24 protein-coding genes are annotated in these 24,292 nt (G+C 69.4%); 17 read left to right on the top strand and 7 right to left on the bottom strand.

What is annotated here, in order from left to right; translation table 11 throughout:
• The first annotated feature begins 46 nt into the window (after positions 1 to 46).
• The 9 genes from AB4Y74_RS04595 to AB4Y74_RS04635 all read left to right on the top strand — a co-directional run bounded on the left by AB4Y74_RS04595 (position 47) and on the right by AB4Y74_RS04635 (position 11,116).
• Positions 47 to 1,579 carry a sugar ABC transporter ATP-binding protein gene (locus AB4Y74_RS04595; RefSeq protein WP_441797936.1) on the top strand — a complete coding sequence of 511 codons (1,533 nt, stop codon included), beginning with the start codon at positions 47 to 49 and terminating at the stop codon, positions 1,577 to 1,579.
• Positions 1,576 to 2,613, top strand: a complete 1,038-nt coding sequence (locus AB4Y74_RS04600; protein ID WP_441797937.1) for an ABC transporter permease — start codon at positions 1,576 to 1,578, stop codon at positions 2,611 to 2,613. Before AB4Y74_RS04595 ends, AB4Y74_RS04600 begins: the two co-directional genes overlap by 4 nt.
• A complete protein-coding gene (locus AB4Y74_RS04605; protein WP_441797938.1) occupies positions 2,610 to 3,650 on the top strand; it encodes an ABC transporter permease in 1,041 nt (346 codons plus the stop codon). Before AB4Y74_RS04600 ends, AB4Y74_RS04605 begins: the two co-directional genes overlap by 4 nt.
• Positions 3,651 to 3,699: 49 nt before the next feature.
• Entirely contained in the window at positions 3,700 to 4,734 is a 1,035-nt protein-coding gene (gene rhaS, locus AB4Y74_RS04610; RefSeq protein ID WP_441797939.1) for a rhamnose ABC transporter substrate-binding protein, read from the top strand.
• 87 nt (positions 4,735 to 4,821) lie between these two features.
• The gene (locus tag AB4Y74_RS04615) at positions 4,822 to 5,196 is read left to right on the top strand and encodes an L-rhamnose mutarotase (RefSeq protein WP_441797940.1); all 375 of its coding nucleotides are present in this window, start codon (positions 4,822 to 4,824) and stop codon (positions 5,194 to 5,196) included.
• Positions 5,189 to 6,352: an L-rhamnose isomerase gene (gene rhaI / locus AB4Y74_RS04620; RefSeq protein ID WP_441797941.1), complete on the top strand. Its 1,164-nt coding sequence runs from the start codon at positions 5,189 to 5,191 to the stop codon at positions 6,350 to 6,352. Before AB4Y74_RS04615 ends, rhaI begins: the two co-directional genes overlap by 8 nt.
• Positions 6,353 to 6,357: 5 nt before the next feature.
• On the top strand, positions 6,358 to 8,394 hold the full coding sequence (locus tag AB4Y74_RS04625) for a bifunctional aldolase/short-chain dehydrogenase (protein WP_441797942.1): 2,037 nt from the start codon (positions 6,358 to 6,360) through the stop codon (positions 8,392 to 8,394).
• A gap of 11 nt (positions 8,395 to 8,405) precedes the next feature.
• Positions 8,406 to 9,836, top strand: coding sequence for a rhamnulokinase (locus AB4Y74_RS04630; RefSeq protein ID WP_441797943.1), 1,431 nt, complete (start codon positions 8,406 to 8,408; stop codon positions 9,834 to 9,836).
• An 11-nt stretch (positions 9,837 to 9,847) separates the two neighbouring features.
• A complete protein-coding gene (locus AB4Y74_RS04635; protein WP_441797944.1) occupies positions 9,848 to 11,116 on the top strand; it encodes an alpha-hydroxy acid oxidase in 1,269 nt (422 codons plus the stop codon).
• Between the two features lie 54 nt (positions 11,117 to 11,170).
• Here AB4Y74_RS04635 and AB4Y74_RS04640 read toward each other — a convergent pair whose 3' ends face one another.
• Positions 11,171 to 11,464 (bottom strand): hypothetical protein, encoded by a 294-nt coding sequence (locus AB4Y74_RS04640; RefSeq protein ID WP_441797945.1) that lies wholly within the window; start codon positions 11,462 to 11,464, stop codon positions 11,171 to 11,173.
• A gap of 106 nt (positions 11,465 to 11,570) precedes the next feature.
• Here AB4Y74_RS04640 and AB4Y74_RS04645 point away from each other — a divergent pair, with 106 nt between their 5' ends.
• From AB4Y74_RS04645 to AB4Y74_RS04655, 3 genes are all read left to right on the top strand, one after another.
• Entirely contained in the window at positions 11,571 to 12,056 is a 486-nt protein-coding gene (locus AB4Y74_RS04645; protein WP_441797946.1) for a MarR family winged helix-turn-helix transcriptional regulator, read from the top strand.
• A complete protein-coding gene (locus tag AB4Y74_RS04650) occupies positions 12,053 to 12,739 on the top strand; it encodes an NADPH-dependent F420 reductase (RefSeq protein WP_441797947.1) in 687 nt (228 codons plus the stop codon). Before AB4Y74_RS04645 ends, AB4Y74_RS04650 begins: the two co-directional genes overlap by 4 nt.
• Positions 12,740 to 12,804: 65 nt before the next feature.
• Positions 12,805 to 13,881, top strand: coding sequence for an LLM class flavin-dependent oxidoreductase (locus tag AB4Y74_RS04655; RefSeq protein WP_441797948.1), 1,077 nt, complete (start codon positions 12,805 to 12,807; stop codon positions 13,879 to 13,881).
• Here the strand turns inward: AB4Y74_RS04655 and treS are convergent.
• From treS to AB4Y74_RS04670, 3 genes are all read right to left on the bottom strand, one after another.
• Entirely contained in the window at positions 13,875 to 16,100 is a 2,226-nt protein-coding gene (gene treS, locus AB4Y74_RS04660) for a maltose alpha-D-glucosyltransferase (protein ID WP_441800393.1), read from the bottom strand. The genes AB4Y74_RS04655 and treS overlap by 7 nt on opposite strands.
• Before the next feature lie 127 nt (positions 16,101 to 16,227).
• On the bottom strand, positions 16,228 to 16,632 hold the full coding sequence (locus AB4Y74_RS04665; protein ID WP_441797949.1) for a Rho termination factor N-terminal domain-containing protein: 405 nt from the start codon (positions 16,630 to 16,632) through the stop codon (positions 16,228 to 16,230).
• Positions 16,633 to 16,777: 145 nt separating this feature from the next.
• Positions 16,778 to 17,419: an NAD(P)-dependent oxidoreductase gene (locus AB4Y74_RS04670; protein ID WP_441797950.1), complete on the bottom strand. Its 642-nt coding sequence runs from the start codon at positions 17,417 to 17,419 to the stop codon at positions 16,778 to 16,780.
• A gap of 113 nt (positions 17,420 to 17,532) precedes the next feature.
• Between AB4Y74_RS04670 and nhaA the strand changes: the two genes are divergently transcribed.
• Positions 17,533 to 19,419 (top strand): Na+/H+ antiporter NhaA, encoded by a 1,887-nt coding sequence (gene nhaA / locus AB4Y74_RS04675; protein WP_441797951.1) that lies wholly within the window; start codon positions 17,533 to 17,535, stop codon positions 19,417 to 19,419.
• Positions 19,420 to 19,456: 37 nt separating this feature from the next.
• The gene (locus AB4Y74_RS04680; protein ID WP_441797952.1) at positions 19,457 to 20,053 is read left to right on the top strand and encodes a YdeI/OmpD-associated family protein; all 597 of its coding nucleotides are present in this window, start codon (positions 19,457 to 19,459) and stop codon (positions 20,051 to 20,053) included.
• Positions 20,054 to 20,056: 3 nt separating this feature from the next.
• Here AB4Y74_RS04680 and AB4Y74_RS04685 read toward each other — a convergent pair whose 3' ends face one another.
• The 3 genes from AB4Y74_RS04685 to AB4Y74_RS04695 all read right to left on the bottom strand — a co-directional run bounded on the left by AB4Y74_RS04685 (position 20,057) and on the right by AB4Y74_RS04695 (position 22,086).
• Positions 20,057 to 20,779, bottom strand: a complete 723-nt coding sequence (locus tag AB4Y74_RS04685) for a hypothetical protein (RefSeq protein ID WP_441797953.1) — start codon at positions 20,777 to 20,779, stop codon at positions 20,057 to 20,059.
• Between the two features lies 1 nt (position 20,780).
• Positions 20,781 to 21,293 (bottom strand): hypothetical protein, encoded by a 513-nt coding sequence (locus AB4Y74_RS04690; protein WP_441797954.1) that lies wholly within the window; start codon positions 21,291 to 21,293, stop codon positions 20,781 to 20,783.
• Positions 21,294 to 21,432: 139 nt separating this feature from the next.
• A complete protein-coding gene (locus AB4Y74_RS04695; protein WP_441797955.1) occupies positions 21,433 to 22,086 on the bottom strand; it encodes a TetR family transcriptional regulator in 654 nt (217 codons plus the stop codon).
• Positions 22,087 to 22,145: 59 nt separating this feature from the next.
• On the opposite strand from AB4Y74_RS04695, the gene AB4Y74_RS04700 reads away from it, so the two are divergent.
• The 3 genes from AB4Y74_RS04700 (at position 22,146) to AB4Y74_RS04710 (ending at position 24,288) form a co-directional block, all read left to right on the top strand.
• Positions 22,146 to 23,009 carry an SDR family NAD(P)-dependent oxidoreductase gene (locus tag AB4Y74_RS04700; protein WP_441797956.1) on the top strand — a complete coding sequence of 288 codons (864 nt, stop codon included), beginning with the start codon at positions 22,146 to 22,148 and terminating at the stop codon, positions 23,007 to 23,009.
• A gap of 230 nt (positions 23,010 to 23,239) precedes the next feature.
• Positions 23,240 to 23,443 (top strand): hypothetical protein, encoded by a 204-nt coding sequence (locus AB4Y74_RS04705; protein ID WP_441797957.1) that lies wholly within the window; start codon positions 23,240 to 23,242, stop codon positions 23,441 to 23,443.
• Between the two features lie 71 nt (positions 23,444 to 23,514).
• A complete protein-coding gene (locus tag AB4Y74_RS04710) occupies positions 23,515 to 24,288 on the top strand; it encodes an EAL domain-containing protein (protein ID WP_441797958.1) in 774 nt (257 codons plus the stop codon).
• Positions 24,289 to 24,292 lie beyond the last annotated feature (4 nt).

Here is a 24,292-nt window from a genome sequence, read left to right on the forward strand (position 1 = left end):
AAATTGAAACGGTTCACACCTCAATGCGGAGATTACGTTCACGACAATGACGTCCCCAGCAACTTCCGCCCCTGGCGGCCCGCCGGTCCTCGAACTCCGGGGCGTGGCCAAGGCGTTCGGCCAGGTCATCGCCCTCAGCCGGGCCGACCTCGTCGTCGAGCAAGCGACCATCCATGCGCTCGTCGGTGAGAACGGCGCGGGCAAGTCCACGCTCGTCAAGATCGTCGCCGGACTGTACCAGCGCGACAGCGGCGACATGCGGTTCCGCGGCGAGACCGTCGACTTCACGACGACGGCCGAGGCGAAGAGCGCGGGCATCGCGGTGATCTACCAGGAGCCGACCCTGTTCCCCGACCTGTCGGTCACCGAGAACATCTTCATGGGCCGGCAACCCACCGACCGGCTCGGACGGATCGATCGCAAGGCGATGGGCGTCGAGGCGAGAGACATCTTCCGGCGCCTCGGCGTCCACATCGATCCGGACCGCCTCGCCGAAGGTCTCTCGATCGCCGACCAGCAGCTCATCGAAATCGCCAAGGCCATCTCTCTGGATGCGCGCCTCCTGATCATGGACGAGCCGACCGCTGCCCTCTCCGGCGTCGAGGTCGAGCGCCTCTTCGCTGTGGCTCGCAGCCTCCGAGACGAGGGCCGTGGCATCGTCTTCATCTCGCATCGCTTCGATGAGGTCTTCTCGCTCTGCGACACGATCACGGTCATGCGCGACGGCGCCTACGTCTCCACCGACAGCACCGTCGACGTCACCGAGGACGAGATCGTGCGCCGCATGGTCGGCCGGGATGTCACCGACCTGTTCCCCAAGCAGGAGACGACGATCGGCGAACCGCGGCTCGTCGTCGAGCACCTGACCTCGCCCGGTGTCTTCCACGACGTCAGCTTCACGGTGCGCTCCGGTGAGATCGTGGCGCTCGCCGGGCTCGTGGGCGCCGGCCGCAGCGAGATCGCGCGTGCGGTGTTCGGCGTCGACGGCTACGACACCGGCAGTGTCCGCGTCGAGGGGCGGACGGTGCCCAAGCGCCGGCCGACCGCGGCGATGGCCGCCGGCCTCGCGCTCGTCCCGGAGGACCGCCGCAAGCAGGGCCTGGTGCTGGAGGAGTCCGTCGCGCGCAACAGCACGCTGGCGATCCGCACCAAGCTGTCCACGCTCGGGTTCATCCGCAGCGCCTCCGAGAACACCGCCGCCCGCGTATGGGCGAGCCGCCTCCAGCTGAAGACCAACGCCCTCGACACGCTCGTCGGGACGCTCTCCGGCGGCAACCAGCAGAAGGTCGTTCTGGGCAAGTGGCTGTCGACCGACCCGCGCGTGCTCATCATCGACGAGCCCACCCGCGGCATCGACGTCGGCACCAAGGCCGAGGTCCACCGGCTGCTCTCGGAGCTGGCCGGCCGCGGCATGGCCATCCTCATGATCTCGTCCGAGCTGCCCGAGGTGCTCGGCATGGCGGACCGCGTGCTCGTCATCCGCGAGGGTCGCATCACCGCCGAGCTGGACCGCTCCGTCGCCGACGCCGAGAACGTCATGTTCGCGGCCACCCACGCTTCCGAGGAGGCCGCCCGATGACGACACCCGCCCTCACCCCCGAGAAGACGCCCAACGCGGGAGTCCGGATCGCCCGCTCGTTCGTCCGGGCGCGCGAGACCGGCATCCTGCTCGCGATCCTCGTGGTCATCGCGGTGACCACGGCGATCAACCCGTCGTTCCTGTTCAGCGCCGACGGCTGGCGCGACCTGCTGCTCACCCCGGCCATCCTGGCGCTCGTCGCCATCGGGCAGGCGATCGTGATCATCACCCGCAACGTCGACCTGTCGGTCGGCTCGGTCGTGGGGCTGACCGCCTACCTGACGGGTCGGCTGTTCGCCGACATCCCGGGCATCCCGATCATCGCCGTCTTCGTCATCGGCGCGCTCGCCGGCGCGGTGCTGGGACTCGTGAACGGCGCGCTCGTCGCGTTCGGCAAGGTGCCGGCGCTGGTCATCACCCTCGGAACGCTCTACGCGTTCCGAGGCATCGACGTTCTGTGGGCCGGCAGCAACCGCATCAATGCGAGCGACATGCCCTCCGACTTCCTCGGGCTCGGGACGGGCTCGTTCCTCTCGATCCCGTATCTCACCATCTTGGCGGTGATCGTCATGCTCGTCGCCGGCTGGTTCCTGAGGAACCGGCGCGGTGGCCGCGAGCTGTACGCGATCGGATCGGATCCGGCGGCGGCTGAGCTGTACGGACTCAAGGTGACGCGCCGCATCCTCACCGCGTTCGTCCTCTCCGGCGCGACCGCCGGCCTCGCCGGAGTGCTGTTCGTCGCACGCTACGGCACGGTCAGTTCGCAGACCGGAACCGGCCTCGAACTGCAGGCGGTCGGAGCGGCCGTCATCGGTGGTGTCGCCATCTTCGGCGGGAGCGGGTCGGTGTACGGCGCCGTGCTCGGCGCGGTGCTGCTGCTGACCATCAACCGGGCGCTGCCCATCCTCGGAATCCAGGACTTCTGGCAGCAGGCGGTGGTCGGCGTTCTCATCATCGGAGCAATCGTGCTCGACCGCGTCCTCTCTCTGCGGCTGTCCCGCCGCCTCGTCGCCGAAAGGGAGGTCGCCGCGTGACCGACACCCAGGTGCCCACCACCGCCGCGCCCGCGCGGACCTACCCCGACTACAGCCGCCCGCTCTGGCAGCGCTGGCTGCTGACCCGCGAGTTCGCCGTGATCGGCGCGCTGATCGTGGTCGCCGTCGTGGCGTCGGCGACCGTGCAGAACTTCGGCACCCCCGTCACTCTCGGCTTCCTGCTTCTCGATGTGACGCCCATCCTGATGATCGCCCTCCCGATGACCTTCGTCATCGTCACCGGCGAGATCGACCTGTCCGTGGCGAGCACCCTCGGCCTCAGCAGCGTCCTGCTCGGAGTGCTGACGAAAGCGGGTGTGCCGTTCGAGCTCGCGATGGTGATCTGCCTCGTGGTCGGCCTGGTCTGCGGGGCGGTGAACGGGTTCCTGGTCACCGTCGTCGGGCTCCCGTCGCTGGCGGTCACCATCGGTACGCTCGCCCTGTTCCGCGGCGTCGCGGTCGGCCTGCTCGGCACGACGGCGATCACCGACTTCCCGTTCTTCTGGCAGAACCTCGCTCAGCAGCGCTTCGGTACGTCGGGCATCCCCGTCGTGATGGTGCTCGTCGTGGTGCTCGTGATCGTCTTCGCGCTGGTGCTGCACGCCACCCCCTACGGTCGCGGGCTGTTCGCCTTGGGTCTCAGCCCCCAGACGGCCGCCTTCTCGGGGGTGAACGTGGCGCGCACCAAATTCATCGCGTTCATGCTCACCGGGCTGATCTCGGCCCTCGCCGGAATCTATTGGACGCTCCGCTACGGCAGCGCCCGCGGAGACAACGCCGTCGGGCTCGAGCTCTCGGTCATCGCGGCGGTGCTGCTCGGCGGCGTCTCGATCTTCGGCGGCAAGGGTGCGATGCACGGCGTCGTCGCCGGCGTGCTCCTCATCGGCGTGCTGCAGAGCGCGCTACGGCTGGCGAACGTCAGCTCCGACGCCATCAACATCATCACCGGCGTCCTCCTCATCCTCTCCGTCCTCTCGCCGCGCATCCTCGCCTGGGCGCGCGGCTCCCGGGCCCGTCGACGGCGAAGTCAGCCGTAGTCACCTTCCACCGCACCACCTGCACTCACCCACCCCGAAAGGAACAACGATGTTGCCCTCCACCTCGCGCCGCACCAAGCGCCTGTTCGCCCTCGGCGCCGGCGTCGTCGCCGTCGCTCTCGCCGTCACCGGCTGCTCGAGCGGCTCCGGCGGCTCCGGCTCCGGCGACAAGAACTACAAGATCACCTTCCTGCCGAAGAGCCTCGGCAACCCGTACTTCGACACCTCCGACAAGGGCGGGGAGACCGCAGTCACGTCGTTCAAGGGCACCTACAACCAGGTCGGCCCGACCAGCACGTCGGCGGATGCTCAGGTCAGCTACATCAACACCCTGACGCAGCAGCAGGTCGGCGCCATCGTGCTCTCGGCCAACGACCCGACGGCCATCGGCAGCGCCCTCACGCAAGCGAAGTCGGCCGGCGTGAAGATCGTGACCTTCGACTCCGACACCGATGCGAAGTACCGCGATGTGTTCGTCAACCAGGCCACGGCGGATGGCATCGCCAAGGTCGAGGTCGACACCATCGCCAAGGAGATCGGCGACAGCGGCGAGGTCGCCATCCTGTCGGCGGCCGCCAACGCGACAAACCAGAACGCCTGGATCGACCTGATGAAGAAGGACCTCGCGAAGAACCACCCCAACATCAAGCTCGTCGACACCGTCTACGGCAACGACGACGACCAGACCTCGTTCGACAAGACCGCGGCGCTGCTGCAGACGCACCCCGACCTGAAGGGCATCATCTCGCCCACCACGGTCGGCATCGCGGCGGCCGCCCGCTATCTGTCCACCTCGGACGCCAAGGGCAAGGTCAAGCTGACCGGCCTCGGCACCCCGAACCAGATGCGCGAGTACATCAAGGACGGCACGGTCGACGAGTTCGCACTGTGGAACCCGGAGGATCTGGGCTACCTCGCGGCCTTCGCCGCGAAGGCCCTGATCGACGGCGACATCACCGGCAAGAAGGGCGACACCTTCAAGGCAGGCAAGCTCGGCTCGTTCACGGTCGGCGACAAGGGGACCGTGCTCCTCGGCGACCCGTTCGTGTTCAACAAGGACAACATCGACAAGTTCAACTTCTGATCGCGTCCTTGACCATCACGCCCTGACCCCTCACGCCCGGCCGGCTGCGGCCGGCCGGGCGCCCCCTCCCTCCCGAAGGTGACCACCATGCAACGTGCGTGCTTCCGACTCCATGTCGACACGGCACAGCTCGACGAGTACCGCACGCGGCACGCGGCGGTCTGGCCCGAGATGCTGACGGCCCTGAAGGAGACGGGATGGGACAACTATTCGCTGTTCCTCAGCCCCGACGGCTGGCTGATCGGCTACGTCGAGGCGCGGGACGACTATGAATCGGCCCAGCGGCGCATGGACCTCACGGAGGTCAACGCCCGCTGGCAGGCCGAGATGAGCCGGCTGTTCGACGGACTCGACGGGGCCGCCCCCGATCGGTCCTTCGAGCTGATCCCCGAGATCTTCCATCTCGAGGACCAGCTCGCAGCGATCGACGACATGACACGAAAGGCGCAGGACATTGACTGACTTCACGTCCATCCGGGACCAGCTGGCGCTCCAGGCGATCGAGCTGCCGAGCTGGGCGTTCGGCAACTCGGGCACCCGCTTCAAGGTGTTCGGCACCCCGGGCACCGCGCGCGATCCGTTCGAGAAGATTTCGGACGCCGCGCAGGTGCACAAGCACACCGGGCTGGCGCCGACCGTCGCCCTGCACATTCCGTGGGACAAGGTCGAATCGTACGCCGACCTGCGCAAGCACGCCCAGGACAACGGCGTCGACCTCGGCACCGTCAACTCGAACACGTTCCAGGACGACGACTACAAGTTCGGCTCCATCACCCATGCCGACGACCGCATCCGGAACAAGGCGATCGACCATCACTTCGAGTGCATCGACGTGATGAACGAGACCGGGTCGCGTGACCTGAAGATCTGGCTCGCGGACGGCACGAACTACCCGGGCCAGGATTCGATGCGTGCCCGCCAGGACCGTCTGGCGGACAGCCTGCAGAAGATCTACGAGCGCATCGGTGAGGGCCAGCGGCTCGTGCTGGAGTACAAGTTCTTCGAGCCGGCGTTCTACCACACCGATGTTCCGGACTGGGGCACTAGCTACATCCAGACCGCAGCTCTCGGCGACCGCGCGTTCGTCTGCCTCGACACCGGCCACCACGCCCCGGGCACCAACATCGAATTCATCGTCATGCAGCTGCTGCGGCTGGGCAAGCTCGGCTCGTTCGACTTCAACAGCCGGTTCTACGCCGACGACGACCTGATCGTGGGTGCTGCGGACCCGTTCCAGCTGTTCCGCATCCTGTTCGAGGTCATCCAGGGCGGCGGCTATGCCAACCCGGACGTCGCGTTCATGCTCGACCAGTGCCACAATCTCGAGGCGAAGATCCCGGGCCAGATCCGGTCGGTGCTCAACGTCCAGGAGGCCACTGCCAAGGCGCTTCTGGTGGACGCCGATGCCCTCGCCGCTGCCCAGCGCGCCAACGACGTCCTCGCCGCCAACACCGTGTTCATGGATGCGTTCAACACGGATGTGCGCGCCGATCTGGCTGCGTGGCGTGAGTCGCGCGGCCTCCCGGCCGACCCGATGGCCGCCTACAAGGCCAGCGGCTACCAGGAGAAGATCGAGGCCGACCGCGTCGGCGGCACCCAGGCCGGATGGGGGGCGTGACACCGATGACGAACGACACTGTCGCAGACCTGATCGCCCGCTCCAACCGCCTCGGGTCGGACCCGAAGAACACGAACTACGCCGGCGGCAACACGTCCGCCAAGGGCACGGAGACCGATCCCGTCACGGGCGAGCCGGTCGAGCTGCTGTGGGTGAAAGGCTCCGGGGGAGACCTCGGCACGTTGACCGAGCAGGGCCTCGCCGTGCTCCGCCTCGACCGCCTCCGCGCGCTGCAGAACGTCTACCCCGGTGTCGAGCGCGAGGACGAGATGGTCGCCGCTTTCGACTACACGTTGCACGGCAAGGGCGGCGCTGCTCCCTCGATCGACACGGCGATGCACGGACTCGTGGATGCGGCCCACGTCGACCACCTGCATCCCGACTCCGGGATCGCGATCGCGACCGCGGCCGACGGGGAGTCGCTGACCGAGACGATCTTCGGCGGCCGCGTGGTGTGGGTGCCTTGGCGGCGACCCGGCTTCCAGCTCGGACTCGACATCGCCGCGATCAAGGCGGCGAACCCGGACGCGATCGGCACCATCCTCGGCGGCCACGGCATCACGGCGTGGGGTGACACCAGCGCGGAGGCGGAGGCCAACTCGCTGTGGATCATCCAGACCGCTGCGGACTACATCGCGGCCAACGGCCGTCCCGACCCGTTCGGCGCGCCGCTCGCCGGCTACGAGCCGCTGCCCGAGGCCGAGCGTCGTGCCAAGGCGGCTGCCCTGGCCCCGCACGTGCGCGCCATCGCATCCACCGACCGGGTGCAGGTCGGCCACTTCAGCGATTCCGACGTCGTGCTCGACTTCCTGGCCTCGTCCGAGCACCCGCGGCTCGCCGCGCTCGGCACCTCGTGCCCCGACCACTTCCTGCGCACCAAGGTCAAGCCACTCGTGCTCGACCTGCCCGCCGACGCGTCCATCGACGACGCGGTGACCCGGCTGGAGGAGCTGCACGAGCAGTACCGAGCGGACTATCAGGCCTACTACGACCGGCACGCGACCGCCGACTCTCCCGCCATTCGCGGCGCCGACCCGGCGATCGTCCTGATCCCGGGCGTCGGGATGTTCTCCTACGGCAAAGACAAGCAGACGGCCCGGGTGGCGGGCGAGTTCTACACCAACGCCATCAACGTCATGCGCGGCGCGGAGGCGCTCTCCACCTACGCGCCCATCGACGAGGCGGAGAAGTTCCGCATCGAGTACTGGTCGCTGGAGGAGGCGAAGCTCCAGCGTCTGCCGAAGCCCAAGCCGCTCGCGGGCCGCATCGCCCTCGTCACCGGCGCGGCTTCCGGCATCGGCAAGGCCATCGCCACCCGGCTCGCCGCCGAGGGTGCGTGCGTCGTCATCGCGGACCTCGACCTGGCCACAGCGCAGGCCGCCGCCGCCGAGATCGGCGGCACGGATGTCGCCATCGGTGTCGTCGCCGACGTGACCGACGAGAAGGCGGTCGACGCGTCCATCCGGGATGCGCTGCTCGCCTTCGGCGGCCTCGACCTGGTGGTCAACAACGCCGGCCTCTCCATCTCGAAGCCGCTGCTGGAGACGACGAACGCCGACTGGGACCTCCAGCACAACGTGATGGCCAAGGGCTCGTTCCTTGTGTCGCGCGCCGCGGCGAAGGTGCTGATCGACCAGAAGCTCGGCGGCGACATCGTCTACATCTCGTCCAAGAACTCCATCTTCGCCGGGCCCAACAACATCGCGTACTCGGCGACGAAGGCCGACCAGGCGCACCAGGTGCGACTGCTCGCGGCCGAGCTCGGCGAGCACGGCATCCGCGTCAACGGCATCAACCCCGACGGCGTCGTGCGCGGCTCGGGAATCTTCGCCGGCGGCTGGGGCGCCAAGCGCGCCGCGGTCTACGGCGTGCCCGAGGAGGAGCTCGGCCAGTACTACGCGCAGCGCACCCTGCTCAAGCGCGAGGTGCTGCCCGAGCACGTGGCCAACGCGGTGTTCGTGCTGTGCACCAGCGACCTGGACCACACCACCGGTCTGCACATCCCGGTCGACGCCGGGGTCGCGGCCGCATTCTTGCGATGAGTCAGGCTCCCATGAGGAACGGCACCGTCGCGGCGGTCGACCTGGGCGCGACCAGCGGCCGGGTCATGCACGCCCGCGTGGGTGCCGACACGCTCGAGCTGACGGAGGCCGCGCGGTTCTCCAACACCCCTGTGCGTCTGTGGGAAGGCGACCGCGCTGCGCTCCATTGGGATGTGACGGGACTCTACGGGAGGGTGCTGGACGGCCTGGCCGCCGTCTCGCGAACCGACCCCGGGCTCGCCAGCATCGGTGTCGACGCCTGGGCGGTCGACTACGGCCTGCTGCGTGACGGCCGCCTGCTCGGGGAGCCGTACCACTACCGCGACGAGCGCACCGAGCGCGGGGTTGCGCTGGTGCACGACGCCGTTTCGCCCGAGGAGCTGTACCGCGCGGGCGGCCTGCAGTTCCTCCCGTTCAACTCGCTGTACCAGCTGGCGGTGGATGCGGCGGACGGCTCGTTCGGGTTCGCTGATCGCTTCCTCCTGGTGCCGGACCTGATCACCTCCTGGCTGACCGGATCCCAGCAGGCCGAGCGGACCAACGCCTCCACCACGGGCTTGCTCACGGCGGACGGCGCCTGGAACGACGCGCTCATCGAACGGCTCGGCCTGCCGCGGGGGGCGTTCGCGCCGCTCGTCGACGCCGGAACCCACGTCGCCGGACTGCTCCCGTCGCTGGCCGGCGAGCTGCCGTTCTCGGGCGTCGGACCTGCGGTCACCGCAGTCGGCTCGCACGACACCGCCTCCGCCGTCGTGGCCGTGCCGATGGATGCGTCCCGCGCCGCTTACATCTCCTGCGGCACCTGGGGGCTGGTCGGCGTGGAACTGGAGCACCGGGTCGTCTCCGAGGAAGGGCGCGCGGCCAACTTCACCAATGAGGGCGGCGTGGATGGCCGCATCCGGTACCTCCACAACGTCATGGGACTGTGGCTGCTCAGCGAGTCCATTCGCGAGTGGCAGCGCCGCGGGCTGCACGTGGGTCTCGAGGCGCTGCTGGCCGAGGCGGCCGCCCTGCCGCGACCGACCGATGTCTTCGACGCGGACGACCCGCGCTTCCTCGCCCCCGGCGACATGCCCTCCCGCATAGCGTCCTGGTTCGACGAGCATGGCCTGCGTGCGCCGGCCTCGCCCGCGGGGATGGTTCGCGTCATCGTCGAGAGCCTGGCGGCCGCCTTCGCCGACACCGTGCGGCACGCGGCTTCGCTCAGCGGCGTGGATGTCGAGGCCGTCCACATCGTCGGCGGGGGAGCGCGCAACGCGCTGCTCTGCCAGGCGACCGCCGACCGCACCGGGCTGCCGGTGCTCGCAGGTCCCGTGGAGGCCACCGCCATCGGCAACGTGCTGGTGCAGGCCCGCGCCGCGGGGCTCCTCACCGGCGACCTGGAGACGCTCCGCGCCCTGGTCGCCCGCACCACCCAGATCGTCCGTTACGACCCCCGATAGGATCCATCCCCATGGTGAATCGCCAAGTGCCGAAGCCGCTCGAATTGCTGGAGTTGATGCAGTTCAAGAAGCCGGAACTGAATCTGAAGAAGCGGCGGTTGGAGTCGGCGCTGACGATCGAGGACCTGGCCCGGATTGCGAAGCGGCGCACGCCGAAGGCGGCGTTCGATTACACGGAGGGCGCTGCGGAGGGCGAGTTGTCGCTGGCCAGGGCCAGGCAAGCGTTCCAGGATGTGGAGTTCCACCCCTCGATCCTGCGGGACGTGTCTACGGTGGACACGTCGTGCGAGATCTGGGGCGGGCCGTCGGCGTTGCCGTTCGGGATCGCACCGACGGGGTTCACGAGGTTGATGCAGACCGAGGGGGAGACCGCGGGGGCCGGTGCTGCGGGGGCGGCGGGGATCCCGTTCACCCTGTCCACCTTGGGGACCACCTCGATCGAGAACGTGAAAGCGGCGAACCCGCACGGGCGGAACTGGTTCCAGTTGTATGTGATGCGGCAGCGGGAGATCAGTTACGGGCTGGTGGAGCGGGCCGCGCAGGCGGGGTTCGACACGCTGTTCTTCACCGTGGACACCCCGATCGCGGGGGCACGGTTGCGGGACAAACGGAACGGGTTCTCCATCCCACCGCAGTTGACGCTGGGCACGATCCTGAACGCGATCCCGCGGCCGTGGTGGTGGTACGACTTTTTGACCACCCCGAAGCTCGAGTTCGCGTCGCTGTCCGCCACCGGTGGCACGGTCGGTGACCTGCTGAACGCGGCCATGGACCCCTCGATCAACTATGAGGACCTGGCCATCATCCGGGAGATGTGGCCGGGGAAACTGGTCATCAAGGGCGTGCAGAACGTTCAGGACGCGAAGACGCTGGTCGATCACGGGGTGGATGGGATCGTGCTCTCCAACCACGGCGGCCGCCAGTTGGACCGGGCACCGATCCCGTTCCACCTGCTCCCGGACGTGGTGCGCGAGGTCGGCCACCACACCGAGGTCGCGATCGACACCGGCATCATGAACGGCGCCGACATCATCGCCGCCTACGCCCTCGGCGCCAAGTTCACCTTGATCGGCCGCGCGTACTTGTATGGGCTCATGGCCGGCGGACGGGAGGGAGTCGACCGCACCATCCACATCCTCACCGACCAACTGGTCCGCACCATGAAACTCCTCCAAGTGCGGTCCCTGGAAGAGCTCACCCCGCAGCACGTCACCCAGCTCACCCGACTCCAGCCGCTCCGTCGCGACACCGACCCGGCACGCGAGGAAGCCGAGGCGTAACGAAGGCGATCAGGCGTCGAATCGCCTGCCGGACGGGAGGGGTACTCACGAGGCTCAGCGCGGGATGTACTCGTACACGACCGCCGACCAGTGGTTGTCCAGCTCGTCCCACGACTCCGGGCCGTGGAACGCCAAGGCGTACTGCACGTTCAGGATCGGGCCCAGAATGTCGAGCACGTCGGGGATGAACGGGGTCCCGGCGGGGAAGCCGAGGCCGAAGCTGTGGATGATGCTGTCGTCCGCGGCTCGGAGCCACACTCCCCAGCCCTGCGCGACCGGCGTCGCCACGACTCGGAACACGTGTGCGGGATCGTAGTCGGCGGGGAGAGCGTCCGGCAGGTCGGTCATGCCCCAACGCTACAAGGCGGGCGCGACAGCGGGAACATTTCCACCGGCTCCACGGTTGATTGACATGTCAGCTACTTCAGCGACATCGATTCGAACCGAGGATGCAATGCCCCAGACCGAAGCCCCCGAGCGCCTCAGCGACCGTGAACTCGAGGTATGGCGTTCACTGGTCGAGACCACTGCCGAACTGCAGCGCCTGCTGTCGGTCGAACTCCAGCGGGTCGAGCTCTCGTCGGGGGACTACGCGGTGCTGCTCGCGCTGACCGAAGCGCCGGACCGCACCCTGCGTTCGTCCGAGCTCGCCGACGCCATCGACTGGGAACGCAGCCGCGTCTCTCACCACCTCGGGCGCATGGAGCGCCGTGGCCTGATCCGGCGCGCCGAGTGTCCCGGCGACAACCGCGGAGCGCTCGTGATCCTCACCGACGACGGCTTCGCGGCCATTCGCCGGGCGTCCGGACCCCACTTCCGCGCCATCAAGCGGCACTTCGCCGACGCCCTCGAACCTCGGCAGCTCGACGACCTCGCGGGCGTGCTCGACAGCATCCGCACCCACCTCGCCTCCACCACCACGGAAGGGCAGCACTCATGATCACCGCCTCCCCGCGGCCGCGTGTCGCGATCCTCGGCGTCGGCCACGTCGGCTCGGCGCTCGCGCGCATCCTGATCGACGCCGGGTACGAGGTGGATGTCGCCGCGTCCGGCGACCCGCAGCGCATCCAACTCATCGCCTCCGTTGTCATGCCGGGTGCCCGCGCGCGGTGGGCGGTGGATGCCGTGGCCGGCGCGGACATCGTGATCCTCGCCATCCCGCTCCACCGGTTCGCCGGACTCGACCGCTCGATGCTCGACGGCAAGCTGGTCATCGACTCGATGAACTACTGGGCGCCGACCGACGGCACGCAGTCGCTGTTCGAGGATCCGACCCTGACCAGCAGCGAGATCGTCCAGCGCGAGCTCCCGGGCGCGACGGTCGTCAAGACCTTCAACCACATCGGCTACCACGAGATGGAGGAGGACCGCCGGCCCGCTACAGCCACAGGCCGTCGCGCGCTCGGCGTCGCGTCGGACGATCCGGACGCCGCGAGCCTGGTCGCCTCCCTCATCCAGGACGCCGGTTACGACACCGTCCTGGTGGAAACGCTGCGCGACGGTGTGGCGTTCGAGCCCGGCGGCCCGGTGTTCGGGGCGCGGCTGGACGCGGACGCCTTCACGGCCGCCGTCAACGGCGTGCTCGAAACGGCCGAACTCCGCCCCTCCGAGGTCGCCGCCTGACGGGCGGCGGCCATCCCTCACTCTCCCTCGACCAGCACACTCACCCGAGAAAGCACTTCACACACATGAACACCGCACCACAGAGCTTCCCGCTCACCTTCGGCCTGAACACGTTCGGTGACGTCACCAGCGACCCGGCCGGCAACCCGATCTCGCACGCCCGGACCATCCGCGACCTGGTCGGTCACGGCGTCGCCGCGGAGGAGGCCGGCCTCGACTTCTTCGGCATCGGCGAGCACCACACCGACGACATGCCCCTCTCTGCCTCCGATGTCGTACTGAGCGCGATCGCCGCGCGCACCTCGCGCATCCACCTCGGTTCCGCCGTCACCGTTCTGAGCTCGGACGATCCGGTCCGCGTCTTCCAGCGGTACTCGACCCTCAACGCCGTCTCGGACGGCCGTGCCGAGGTCATCCTGGGCCGCGGGTCCAGCATCGACTCGTTCCCGCTCTTCGGTTTCGAGCTCTCCGACTACGAGGACCTCTTCGAGGAGAAGACGAACCTCTTCGCGCACCTGCTGGAGGGCGGCCCGGTCACCTGGGAGGGACGTACCCGGAAGGGCCTCCGCGACCAGGATGTCGTGCCGCACCTCGAGACGCCGCTGCCCACCTGGATCGGTGTCGGCGGCAGCCCGGAGTCCGTCATCCGCGCCGCCCACTACGGGTTCTCGCTGATGCTCGCCGTGATCGGCGGCCCGGCGTCGCGGTTCGCGCCATACGCCGAGCTGTTCCACAAGGCCCTTGAGCAGTTCGGTCGGCCGCAGCAGCGGATCGGCCTCCACTCGCCCGGCCACGTCGCCGCCACGGACGAGCAGGCGCGGCAAGAGTTCTGGCCGCACTACCGCGAGATGATCACCAAGGTGAGCGCCACCCGCGGGTTCGCCATCCCGACCGAAGCCTCGTTCCAGCGCGAGCTCGGCCCCGACGGCAGCCTCTACGTCGGCTCACCGGAGACGGTCGCCACCAAGATCGCTGCCAACATGCGGGTGGTCGGAGCGGACCGTTTCGACCTCAAGTACGGCATCCCCGGGATGACCGACGAGTCGCTGCTCACGGCCATCCGGCTGTACGGCGAGGAGGTCGTCCCGCGCGTGCGGGAGCTGCTCGCCTCACAGGCGTCGCTGGCCCACGCCCATCACTGATCCACAGGCGGCCGCTGCAGCACGAGGAAGCGGGCTCCGTACGCGGGGACGCCGAGCGGGAAGCTGGCCAGATCGTCCACCGTTCCGACCTCGCTGCCGTCGGCGGCATCCGTCACCAGGGCGCGGTGGGGGAGCGCCTCCGACCGCACCGTGCCGTCCACCGGTGAGCCCGTCATGTTGAGCACGGTGAGCTGCACGACGGGGAGGCCCTGGTCATCCAGCGTCTCCAGCTCGTGGACCATCACCAGCATCCCGGGGTGCGCCACGTCCGGCACGTCCACCTGGCGCGCCGTAGCGATTCCCCAACGGTTCCGGATGCGCAGCAGCTGACGCAGGCGACTCGCGAACGAGTTCCGTCGCTTCAGCTGCTCCGGCAGGGTGCCGTAGAGAGCCCGGGCCCGCGGCATCCCCGAGGCGGAGCGCTGTTCCTCCGGGGCGACGCCGAGGAGGTCGTGTGCCCCGCGTTCCACCCAGCGGGTGTCGCCCTCGGCGATCAGGTCGGCCACCTCCTGGCGCGGCAGGGTCAGCGCGCCGAGCAGGTCCCACCCCGAAAGCGCGAAGACACCGGGCTGCCACGCGTTGAACGCGGCGAGCAGCAGGTGGGCGTCGCGGATCGCCGGGATGTCCGCCTCCGTGATCGAGTCGAGTGTGGCGTGCCCCTGGGTGGCGGCGATGAGCGAGGCCGAGGTGCAGGCGATGCCGTTGGTGGTGAAGACGAGGTTGTAGTCGGCGGCCGGCTCGGTGATCGCCTCGGTGAGGTCGGCGCGGATGCGCTGCGCCAGCTCCCCGCCCGTGGTCTCCTCACCACGGAACGTGTACACGTCGTTCTGATGCAGGGTCGCCCAGTGCACGAGCTCGTAGGTGAGCTCGTCGTGGTTCTGGAGGCCGTGCACGAGGCTCGCGGGTTCGACGCCCAGCTCCAGAGAGGTGCGGAGCGTCAGCCGCAGGAACTCGGTGTCGCCCGTCGCCAGGGCATGGTGATAGGCGGGACGGTTGATGAAGTCGTACGACAGGTCCGCGCCGACCGCGGCCGTGTCGCGGATGTCCTCGACGGTCAGATTCAGCTCCTGGAACGTGAAGCCGCCCACCTTCCGGACCATGCCGGCGATGATGTGGTTCGCCGCGTGCGAGAGAGGGTGCCCCTCCGACCAGGCCGGCATGCCCTCCGCGCTCTTCTCGACGCCGAGGAACCCGTTGGCGTCCAGACGCAGCGCGCTCGTCCCGAGGTCACCGAGCGAGTGCAGCGCGTCGCCGATGACGAGGCGCATGCCCGAGAACGTGGGGTCGAGCCAGTTGACCGACGGCTGGCCCTCCTTGAAGTAGTGGAGGTAGACCCAGCGGCGGGTGATGCCGTCCACGCCGATCACCGGTGCGGTCGCACTCCAGTTCGTCTCCTTCACGCCGGGCGCGAAGAAGATGACCCGCTGCAGCTCCCCGATGATGTATCCGCGCTCGGCGAGCGAGGCCTCGGTCGCCAGATCGAGGTTGACCGAGTCGCGGCCCTCGGGAATTTCGGGCAGGAGGTGCCACTCGTCGGGCGGGATCTCCACCATGTGGTAGATGCCGGGGTAGTCCTTGAAGGCCATCTCGGCGAGACGGAAGTCTGCGCCCTTGCCGGTGTGCCCGGGGACGATGTCGTCGATGACGCTGCCGCCGTGCTCCTCGGCCACGTCCGTCACCCGGCGGAACGTCTCCTCGTCGCCGAAGGCGGGATCGATCTGCGTGCCGATGCGGTCGAAGTGGCCGTCCACGCTCGGCGTCTCCTGCCAGCCGCGGATGCCGCCGGCGCGCTTCACCGGACCGGTGTGGACGCCGTTGATACCGATCCGCTCGAACGCGGTCCACAGCTCCGGGTCGGCGAGGGCGGTCAGGAACGACTCACCGGGGCGGGTGATCAACGAGATCGGGTATGCGGTGAACCACACGTCGGACGTGGCGAGGGCGCGCCGCGCATCCGGCCGAGCGTACGGGTTGCGCCACATGCTCGGTGAGCCGGACAGCTGGCGGCTGAGCACGTCGGCATCCTTGAGCATGGACTGGCGGACCAGCCACTCGACGTACGCCGGGTTCTGCCCGTTGGCCGCGCGCGGATCGGAGAACGTGCGGCGGATGCTGCCGCCGCGGAGGTTCGTGCGTGGCCGCAGCCGGCGCGGGCGCGCCGGGTAGAGCTGCTCGTCGTAGGTGATCTCCTCCGGCGGCTGTTCGTCCGTCGCCTCCATCTCCGCCTCAGGCGTCGACTCCACCTGCCCGGATTCGATGGGCTCGCTCTGGGTCTGCTCGGTCACCCCGGGTGCCTCGTCGTTCACTCGGTCTCCTTCCGTGCCTGCCAACGTAGACCTGTGCGGGTCACTCGCTGAGACGTTCGATGAGCTGGCCTTTGGTGAGCCGCGAGACGTTCAGGAGGCCGCGTGAGCGTGCCACATCCCGGAGCGCCTGGACGCTGAGCTGATCGAGCTCGGGGTCGTGCGGGACGGGCGTCGTGACGGACCCGGCGAATTCGACGGTCGATTCGACCTCCGTGTCGCGGACGGACGGCAGAGGCGGTGTGAGGTCGACCCCGACGGCGCTGTCGCCCGGGCCGCTGTTGCCACCACCCACCAGAGCGGCGAGCTCCTTCTCGAGTTCGCGGGCGCGCTTCTTCACCTTCTTCGTGCCGAGCTTGTCCGCGGCCTTCCGGGCGTCGGCGACCGCTTTCTCGGCGCGGTCCAACGCCTTGGCGGCCGCCTTCTCCAGTTTCTTCTGCTTCGCCATGCCACTCCGATCGGTCACTCTGTCCGGTGGTTCGCGGAAGGGCGCCGTCGATTTCGTGCACCCTCACCCCGCACGGTGCCACGTGGCGGAGGGGAGGGCAAGGCACAGGTGCCCGTTCGCGCCTTTCGGCTGCCCGCGGCACCCGTCAATAGGCGAAGTGAACCTGGGCGCGGCTGCGCGACGGAGTCTCGATCTCGTCGACGACGGCCTGTGCGAAGTCCTCTCCGCCGATGAAGGACGAACCGTCGGCGTCGAACAGCGCGACATCGTCACCGACCCGGTACGCGCCGCGCGGCTCCGTCGGTGCGGCATAGGCTCCGTAGGTCGCTGCCGGGCTGACGAAGACCCAATCCAGGCCCTCGGGCGCGTCGGCGATCAGGGCGTCCAGCACGGCGTTCAGTTCGCGGGCCTCGTCGGCGAACTCGGGCGGCAGGTCGTCGCCCTCTGCGAATCGAGGGGCGCCGGGTGCCGGGCGGAGCGAGCTGAAGCCGCCGATCACGACCAGGCGGGCTCCGGATGCGGCAGCCAGCTCGGCCAGGCGGCCGTAGCGATGCCCGAGCGTGCCGGCGCTGTCGCCGCGGGGGGAGACGGTCGCCACGATCACGTCGGCCCCGGCGACAGCCTGGTCCGGCTCGTCCGCGGAACCGGTCAGGTACCGGACGCCCTCCACCGGTTCGGCGGGCTCCGAGCGGCTCAGCGAGGTGACGCGGTGCCCGCGCGATGCGGCCTCCGCGGCGATGTGGCTCCCGGTGAACCCGGTGCCTCCGATGATCGTGATGTCCGCCATGTCGGTGCCTTTCGCGAGGCGACTCTCGCCCCTTCAGCATCCGCAACCGGGGGAGCGCAGGCTTTCTTCCCGAGGGCGTGACCCGGGCTGCCGCACTCGGTAGAGTTGCGCCCGTGACCATCCCGCTCACTGTCATCCAGCGTTCCCCCGACCCGGAGTCGGCCGGGCAGTCGCGGGAACGGCGGCCGAGCATCGCGGACCGGTTCCGCGCGATGGGGCGCAGCCGGATCGGCGCGCTGCTCCTCGTCGCGGCGACGCTGATCGCGATCGTCTGGGCAAACATCTCCTTCGCCGGCTACCAGCAGTTCTGGGATACGCGCCTCACGCTCGGCGTCGGCGACCTCCACCTCGACTTCACCCTCCACGCACTCGTCAACGACGCCCTGATGGCCATCTTCTTCTTCACGGTCGGCCTGGAGGTGCGGCGCGAGTTCGCGATCGGCGAGCTGACCAGCTGGTCGCGCGCGGTCGTGCCGGTCGTGGCCGCCGTGTTCGGGCTGGCGGTGCCCGCGGTCATCTACGTGCTGTTCACCCTGGGCACCGGTATGGAGCACGCCTGGGGGGTCGTGATCTCCACCGACACGGCGTTCCTCGTCGGGGCGCTCGCCCTGGTCGGTCCGCACGCGACCGGCCGGCTGCGCGTCTTCCTGCTCGCCCTCGCCGTCGTGGATGACATCGGCGCCCTGAGCATCATCGCGCTCATCTACACCCAGAACTTCAACCCGGTGCCGCTCATCGTCGCCGCGGTGGGTCTCGTCGGGGTGTACTTCACGCGCTACCTGCGCGGCGGGCGTGGTCCGGTGTACGCGACGCTCGCCGTCATCGTGTGGCTCGCCTTCCTCGCCTCCGGTGTGCATCCCACGCTCGCCGGTGTGGCGATCGCGCTCCTGATCCCGGTCTACCGTCCGAACCGTACAGACGTGGAGCACGCACTGGATCTCGCGCGCACCTTCCGGCAGTCGCCGAACACCGAGTACGCCCGTGCCGCCGCGAACAGCCTCCGCGAGTCGATCTCGATCAATGAACGCCTGCAGTCGGCGTGGTCGCCCTACGTGGCGTACGTCGTGCTGCCGCTGTTCGCGCTGGCGAACGCCGGCGTGCGGCTCAGCGGCGACATCCTGGTCGGAGCGCTGGTCTCTCCGGTCGCCTGGGGCGTGCTGGTCGGCCTGGTGGTCGGCAAGTTCGTCGGTGTCTTCGGCTCGACCGCGCTGCTGCGCCTGCTGCGGATCGGCGACTTCGGGCCGGGCCTGACGATCGACCGGCTCGCCGGCGGCGCGGCCCTGTGCGGCATCGGCTTCACGATCTCGCTGTTCATCGTCGACCTCGCGATCCCCGGCGAGGAGGCGCAGAACGCCGCCCGCGTCGGTGTGCTCGCGGCCACGGTCGTCGCGTTCGTTGTCGCGACGCTGCTGTTCCGTATCTCCGACGCGCGTCGGCCCAAGGATGAGGCGGGGCTCACCCTCGTGCGGCCCGTCGACCCGGCGCGCGATCACATCTTCGGCGCACTGGACGCACCGTTCGAAATCGTCGAGTACGGCGACTTCCAGTGCGGATTCTGCCTGAAGGCGACCGGCTCGGTCTTCGAGGTGCAGCGCGAGCTCGGCGACCGACTCCGCTACGTCTGGCGGCACGCACCGTTGACACGCTTCCACCCGAACGCGCTCGCCGCTGCGGAAGCATCGGAGGCCGCCGCGCGGCAGGGCAAGTTCTTTGAGTTCGAGCGGAGCCTGTTCAGCGACCAGGAGAATCAGCTGCCCTCCGACATCATGCGGCGCGCCGAAGAGCTCGGCCTCGATCTCCGCCGTTTCGAGGCGGACCTCGCGTCGGCCGAGGTCGCCGCCCGTGTCCGCGACGACATGCTCGACGCGGAGGCGATGGACATCACTGCGGTGCCCACCTTCTTCATCAACGGGCAACGGCATCGGGGGCCGTACGACGCGCAGTCGCTGATCCGGGCGCTGCAGGCGACGGCGGACGACGCGGGCGCGGCTCGTCCCTGAGCCGGACATCGTCGGAGGGTGACCGTAGGATCGCGGCATGGCCGACGACCCGAAAGCACCCGCCGCCGAGCACCGCGTGTTCCGCGACCGGGAGGCGTGGCGTAGGTGGCTCGACGAGAACGAGCAGACCTCCGACGGAGTGTGGCTGGTCCTCGCCAAGAAAGGCGTCACCGACCCGACCAGTCTGACCTACCAGGAGGCCCTCATCGAAGCGCTGTGCAGCGGCTGGATCGACGGGCAGCGACGGTCGCGCGACGAGATCACGTTCCTCCAGCGGTACACGCCACGACGGAAGACGTCCCTGTGGTCTGAGCGCAACATCGGTCTCGTGACGACGCTCATCGAGGAGGGGCGGATGCGTCCGAGCGGTCACGCCGAGATCGAGCGGGCCAGGGCGGACGGCCGCTGGGAGCGCGCCTACGCGGGGCCGTCGTCCATCCAAGTGCCCGACGATCTGGCTGCGGCGCTGGCCGCGTCGCCGACGGCGAGCATGACTTTCGACCGGCTGAACGGGCAGAACCGCTACGCCGTGCTGCACCGCATCGTCACCGCGCCGAGCGATGCCAGTCGCGCCAACCGGCTCGCCAAGCTGGTCGGGATGCTGGAGCGCGGGGAGACGCCCTACCCGCAGTGACGACTACGACGTCGTCCAGCGGGTCGTGAGGCCGCGCAGGCCGGCGGTGGTGGAGCCGAAGTCGACGTGGATGTGCGTGCAGTAATCCGCGAACCGCGAGATGTTGCTCAAGGCCGGCATCCCGTACGACCCGCAGCCGTCGCTGTTGGCCGCCTGGCCGGCCCTCGACCCGGCCGGCATGAACGAGTCGAGGAAGGACAGCAGGATGCCGGTTGCCCCGTCGTTTCCGCGGGTGCGCAGGCTGCCGATGTACGTGAGGTCCATGGCGGTGGTCGCGCCCGGTGGGGTGCAATGCCGCGAGGTGGGGTTGCTCGCGCAGGTCGCCACGCCGTCGTTCGCGCAGTGCCGATTGAGGTCGCTCACCTGCACCGACCCGTAGTTGCGGATCATGATCACCAGCGTCTGCAGCGTGCGCAGGTCGATGTTGCACTGCGGGGTCTGCGAGATCGTCCCGTTGGCGATCGGCTGGATCTCGGCCGGGATGATGTCGCGCTCCGCCCACTCGATGACCAGGGCACCCGAGTTGTAGTACTCCATCAGCTTCTGCGCGGCCGCCTGCGGGGTGCTCGGGACGTTCACGCACGTCTCGACGCACCTGCTCTCGGCCGGCTGCGCGATGGCCGCGTGGGCCGCGGGGGCCGGCGATGCGGCGGAGAACGCACCCGCGACCATCACGAGGGCCAGCAGGAGAGCGAGGCGGAGGGAAGCTCGGCGAAGCGCGCGCATGTCAGTCCTGACTCACCGTCACGCCGGCCTGGGCGAAGCAGTCGTGCGCCACGGCGGCCGAGTAGTCGATGGTCGCTTGCGGACCCTCGCCCGTCTCCGGGTCGATGGGATGCGTCCGGATGAACTCCAGTTTGTCCGCGAGCGGCTTCCAGCCCGCGTCGGCTGCTGCGGCCTGCGCGGCGAGGGGAGCCGCCGCGGTGACACGGTCCGCGGCGAACCCGTCGGCGATGGCCTCGCAGGCCCGCACGGCCAGGGCCTTCGCCGCCGGGTTGCCCGAGGGAACTGACGACGCCTCCGGAGTGGGGAGGGCGGTCGGGGTCGCGCTGGGGGCGGCGCTGGTCGGGGTCGCGCTCGGAGTGTGGGTCGAGCTGCTGCTCGCGGACGACGACGGCGTGGCCGTGTCGGCCTGGCTGCTCTGGGGCGCGCATCCGCTGAGCAGGGCACCGAGGACCGCCGCCCCGGCCAGCAGGCTGAGCGCGATCGGCGCGCGGGAGTGCGCGTGCTGCGAGACCATCCGAACTACCCCATCCCCGAACGGGCGTATGTACCTCGACAGGCTACGGTCTGCGCGGCCCACTGCCAGGGAGTGACGCGCCCGCCGGGGTGAACCGATCGTGACACCGTCGCGTGGGTGTGCGTCGCGGCTCGCGGCGTCAGCTCGCGAGGGCGCCGGTCAGGTATGCCGTGAGGATGCGACGGAGGCGCGGTTCGAGGTCGACGAGCGCGTGGCCCAGCCGAGGGTCGGAGCGGTACAGCTCGGCGATCTCGGGCGGGGGCGTCGAGATCTGCCAGAACGTGCCCGCCAGCGAGGTGGCGGTGGCGACCAGGTCGACCGCAGCGGCAGCGGAGAGGGCGGGGAGGGCGGCGCGGGTGGCCTCCGTGATCCGGGCCAGGCTCTCGCCGGTGGTCAGCTTGAAAGCGCGCACCGCCTCCACCGAGACGTTGCGTTCGAGATTGAGGGGCGCCTGCGCGAGCAGGTCGCAGAACGGGCCGCGCGCCGCGAGCGTCGCGGCGAAGGCGGTGGCGACTCCGGCCGGCGTGGAGGCTGCGCTGACCCGGTCGCGGACGACGGGCGTCCACTCGCGCCAGCCGTCGGCCGTCAACCGCAGGAAGATCTCCTCCCGGGTCTCGAAGTAGCGGAGCATCGCCGACTTGTGCATCCCGACGGCGTCGGCGATGTCGGTCAGGGTGACGGCACGGATGCCGCGCTCCGACCCGAGACCGCGTGCGGCGTCGAGGATGGCCTGCTCGCGGGCGGCTTTCGCCTCCGGGGTGCGTGCGCGCTGGAAGGTCTCGGCCGGTGTCATGACGCGATTCTATCGCAACAGAGTTGCATTACGTAAGAAAACGGTGTTTCATTAAGTCCATGCAACAGACATGGTTCATCACAGGCTCCTCACGCGGCTTCGGCCGCGCCCTCGTCGTCGCCGCGCTGCAAGCCGGAGATCGGGTCGCCGCGACGGCCCGCCGTCCCGAACAGCTCGACGATCTGGTCGCCGAGTACGGCGACCGCATCCTGCCGCTGGCCCTCGACGTCACCGACCCGGAACGCGCCGCGGCCGCCCTCCGCGAGGCGAGCGACCGTTTCGGCCGCGTCGACGTCATCGTCAACAACGCGGGCTACGCGAACGTCTCGCCTATCGAGACCACGGACGACGCGGATTTCCGCATCCAGTTCGAGACCAACTTCTGGGGCGTCTACAACGTCAGCAAGGCGGCCATCCCGCTGCTGCGGAGGCAGGGCGGGGGACTGGTCATCCAGTTCTCCTCGGTCGGCGGCCGCGTCGGCGGCTCACCGGGGATCGCGTCCTACCAGGCGGCCAAGTTCGCGATCGACGGCTTCAGCCGAGTCCTCCGCTCCGAGACCGCGCCGTTCGGCGTGAAGGTGCTGCTCGTCGAGCCGAGCGGCTTCCGCACCGACTGGGCGGGCTCCTCCATGGAGGTGCGCGCCATCCCGGACGGGTACGAGGACACGGTCGGGGCGATGAATCGGCGCGTGCGCCAGAGCGGTGAGGGCCCCGCCGGCGACCCGGTCCGCGCCGCCGAGATCCTCGTCGCCCTCGCGAAGCGCTCCGACATCCCGACCAACCTGCCTCTCGGCGTCAACGCGACCGAGATGAGCGTTGCGCAGGACCGACGCCTCCTCGCGTCGGATCTCGCCTGGGCTCCCGTATCCCGCTCCGCCGACGCCGACCAGCCCTACCCCGCTCCCTTCCCGCCCGCCGCCTAACCCACCCCCACCCCCACCCCCACCTCCACCCCCACCCCACCGTCGAGTCCGCGAAGACTGCACGCCGCCCCCGCGTGTCGCGTGCAGTCTTCGCGGACTCGGCGGTGGGCGGAGGGGCCAGTGGGGGACATTGTGACGATTCGGTGAACATGGCGTGGGGTGTCTGCCGGGGAACCTATGAGGTGGCTATGCTCCCCAGCGTAGGGAAGGCCCTCGGAGGGGAAACGGCCATGCAAGGACTGTCATCGGCGGGCGCGTTCGCCGCGGCGATCGCGCTCGCCGCGATCGTCCTGGTGCTCGCACCGGTCGGGAGCGCCATCGAACCCGCCGTGCAGGCGGTGGATCTGGTGGTCGCCGGGGTCGCGGGGGCGGCTGCGGCGACCTGCCTCGGGATCGCTGGGGGAGTGCGCCACCGACGTCGTCGGGTGCGCTAGCGGGCGGCGTCCGCGTCCGCAAGGGGTCAGTCGAAAAATTGACAACCCCCGCGAGGCTGGGGAGCATCGACATGATGACGTTAGTGGACGGGACCCAGGAGGCCTTCGCTCGCGATCTCGAGATCGCGTTGGCCCAGCGCCACGTCCTGGCTGCCTACCAGCCGCAGATCGACGTCACGGATGGCGCTGTGGTCGGGGTCGAGGTTCTGGCCCGCTGGACGCATCCTGAGCGCGGCTCCGTCCCGCCGGACGTCTTCGTCGACGTCGCGCAGAAGACGGGACTGCTGCCGCTCCTGACCGCGCGCATCCTCTCCGACGTGACCGCGGAGTTCGTTCCCGGCTGCAGCATCGACGTCGCGGTGAACGTCTCCGCGACCCAGCTCGAGGATCCGTCCCTGTACGACATGTTCGAGGGCGCCTTCGCCACGGGTCGCTGCGACCCGAAGACCTTGATCGTGGAGGTGACCGAGAGTCGGCGGATCCGGCATCCCGAACGCGTCGCAGCACCGCTGGAGGCTCTGGCGGCCGCTGGTGTCACCATCTCGGTCGACGACTTCGGCACCGGGCATTCGTCTTTCGCGCGCGCGGAGGCTCTTCACGCCCGTGAGCTGAAGCTCGACAAGAGCCTGGTGCAGCCGGAGGAGCGAGCCGCGGAGGTCGCGCAGATCATCTCCGAGGCTCATCGACGCGGGATCCGCGTGGTCGGGGAGGGCGTGGAGCACCGAGCCCAGATGGACCGGCTGGCTGCTGCCGGCTGCGACCGTGCTCAGGGCTTCTGGATCGCGAAACCGCAGCCGGCGGACTCTCTGCGCGACTGGTACCGGGCGCGCACGCAGACCTCCTGAGACG

Source organism: Leifsonia sp. RAF41, assembly GCF_052114085.1.
GTDB lineage: Bacteria > Actinomycetota > Actinomycetes > Actinomycetales > Microbacteriaceae > Leifsonia.